The sequence below is a fragment of the Nocardia sp. NPDC004260 genome, assembly GCF_053603155.1.
In genome coordinates, this window is the sequence record NZ_JBSGEZ010000212.1 from 1 (window position 1) to 2,797 (window position 2,797).

The 2,797-nt window shown below is 64.6% G+C and carries 2 protein-coding genes; one reads left to right on the plus strand and one right to left on the minus strand.

The window, feature by feature from the left end; genetic code table 11:
* A partial coding sequence (locus ACWEO7_RS38945) for a recombinase family protein (protein WP_452430794.1) occupies nt 1-429 on the plus strand: 429 nt, incomplete at its 5' end.
* Nucleotides 430-1,415: 986 nt separating this feature from the next.
* On the opposite strand, the gene ACWEO7_RS38950 is transcribed toward ACWEO7_RS38945, so the two are convergent.
* Nucleotides 1,416-2,663, minus strand: coding sequence for a cytochrome P450 (locus tag ACWEO7_RS38950; protein ID WP_452430796.1), 1,248 nt, complete (start codon nt 2,661-2,663; stop codon nt 1,416-1,418).
* Between the last annotated feature and the right edge of the window lie 134 nt (nt 2,664-2,797).

The window sequence follows — 2,797 nt, forward strand, 5'->3', positions numbered from 1 at the left end:
ATGCCAGCGGGCAGCATCACCCCCAACCGGCTACCCTCCAACCCGAGGCCGCCGATCCCAGATAGAAAAGTCTCCGGGAAACCGGGGGAAGTTCAACTCGACGAACGCGGCATCGACCTCATCGTGCTCAAACAAGGCATCGACACCACCACCCCCGCCGGGCGGTTCCTGTTCCACGTCATCGCCGCCATGGACGAGATGACCGCCGACCTCATCAGCGAAGGAACCCTCGAAGGCCTGCAATCCGCACGAGCCCGCGGCCGTATCGGCGGTCGACCCCCGGCGCTCACAGAGCTGCAGGTGCTCAAGGCCCGCGAGATGTACGACGAACTCGACCACCACGGCAGCCGCAAATACACCGTCACCCAGATCGCCGACACCTTCAGCGTCTCCCGCAAAACCATCTACCGCCACCTGCCCACAACCTGAACCCCAGACCCGCCCACGCCAGCGACTACGGCAAATCCGCCCGATTCTCCGGCCAGTCGGGAACCTCGAACCGGAAACCCGACATCACTGCTGGTCAAGCCATTGTCGTTGCTTTTCGCGCGATTTCACCAGTCAGTCAGTCCGGAACCCCTACTTCAAACCCTCACTCCAGGCCATGCGCGAACTGACCAGCCTCATCGGACCCGGCGCTTCCCGCACCCGCTGACCGGCAGCTACGCCATATCCGCCCGAAATTCGGCCGATACTACGGCGACCCCGTGGGGAGGCCACCGAGGGAAACACGCCACTTTCTGCCGCGCGAGCCATAGCTTTCATCCCCGTCGGGGGTGTGGGGGACAGGCCCAACTAGACCACCCGCCACCAGGCCGAACGTCGTCAGGCCGAAGTCATGGCGCTTCCCAGGCTGGTTTTGCCGCGCATGGCCGCTGGTGAGGGTTTGAAGTAGTGCCGCAGGCTCAAGAACCCCGCCATGGCCGCGACTCCTGAGCAGACGATCCGTGACCGTCCGCCCGTTCGAGTACACCAAACCGACTGTCCTATAGTTTTTTCACGAACACCCGATAGAATGTGTATCAAAACTTTGGTGCACAACATCACTCGTGGTCAAATGGACTCCGTCGCGCCCAGGTCCTCACAGCACCGAAGGGTGCGGCAGCCGTAGTTGGGCGACAGCCCCGACCCCCTCATCAGACGACAAGGAGGGAGTCGGGGCCGTTTCGGCTGCCGGGAAGAGAACCCCGGTGCCAGGCCGCATGGGAAGCGGCCACGCTCGCCCCACCGGGCGGCAGCGAGAACTTGGCTCTCAATTTCCTGTGACACCGGTGCCGAACCGTGTCACTGCACGTCGTCTGCCAGTCGATGCCCGGTCCGTAAATCCGTACTCGCCCAGTAATTTCCGGAAGCTCTCCACACAGAACTTACAAGTTCGAGTTGGTGAAACCATTCGGCTCGCCCCGGCCCGGGCGCTACGGCAACGGTAGCGGTGGCGATTGTGGGAAGAGCACGGGCAGGGCGGTGAGCGCGCGATGGAACGGGCCCGGACGCCAGGTCAGTTCGTTCACCGGCACCGCGAGGCGTAGCTCCGGCAGCGCGTCGAGCAGTTGGTCGATCGCGTCCTGGGCGATCAGGTAAGCCAGCGAATTCGCCGGACAGGCGTGCGGCCCACCGCCGAAGGCGAGGTGGGCGCGGTTGCCCGCGTAGCGTTCGGCGCGGATCGCCGGATCGGTGTTGCAGGCGGCGATGCTGATCACGACCGGCTGATGGGCGGGCAGCCAGACGTCGTCGAGCAGGATCGGCTGCTTCGGGAAGCTGAAGCAGAAGTTCGTTATCGGCGGGTCGTTGAACAGCACCTCGTCCAGCGCGTCCCGGGTCGAGAGGCTGCCGCCGAGTACGCTGCCGCCGAACCGCTCGTCGGTGAGGATCAGCAGCAGCGTGTTGACGATCAGGTTCTGCTGCGGCTCGATGCCCGCGCCGTAGAGCGTGGCCAGCTGATGGACCATCTCGGTGTCGGTCAGCCCGGCCGGGTGCCCGAGCATCCCGGTGGTGATGTCCTCGCCCGGTCCGGCGCGCTTGAGTGCCGTCAACTCGCCGAGTGAATCGGTGAGCATCTTGTTCCCCTGTTCCGCGTCGACGCCTTCGAAGATCGCGGCCATACCGGTCGCGGCGCGCTGCGCGATCTCGGCCGGGCAACCCAGCATGGCGTTGAGCGCCGCGAAAGCGAGCGGGAAAGCGTACTGGTGCACGATATCCGCGGTGCCGTCCGCGCAGAACGAGTTGATCAGGGGTGTCGCCAGCTGCGCGACGGTGTCGTGCAGACCGTAGAGGTCGACGTTGGCCAGACCGGCGATGTTGGCCTGCCGGTAGCGGGCATGCTCGGCTCCGGCGTTGCGCAACGCGTTGGGCCGCCACTGCATCATCGGCAACACCGGACAGTCGGCGGGAATGTCCTGCTGCCACGCGCGGGGATCGGCCGGAAAATGGTCCGGATCGTTCAAGATCCGCACCGCGGTGTAATACCCCAGCACCAAAGTGGCAGGCACACCCGGCGCCAGTTCCACCGGCGCCAGCGATCCGTACCGCTCGCGCATCTCCTGGTAGGCGCCGTGCGGATCCGCGGCGAACTCGTTGGAGAACAAAGGAATCCGCGGGACATCGGTGTCGATCGGCGAACCGAGCGGCGCGCGGCTGCGCGCGCAGGACGGGGGCATCGTCATTCGGAGAAGCTCCAAAAGGTCGGACAACAAGATCCGTGAGCCTAGCTTGAGTTTTAACCTCTGGGCTGGGTTTTCAATACCCCGGGTGATCATGGGTGAAGCCCTTGGTTGATCATGTCTCCTTGCGACAGAAA

Bases quoted from the DNA above. Each gene is read 5' to 3' on its own strand.
- ACWEO7_RS38950 (WP_452430796.1), bottom strand. From the start codon at position 2,663: ATGACGATGCCCCCGTCCTGCGCGCGCAGCCGCGCGCCGCTCGGTTCG.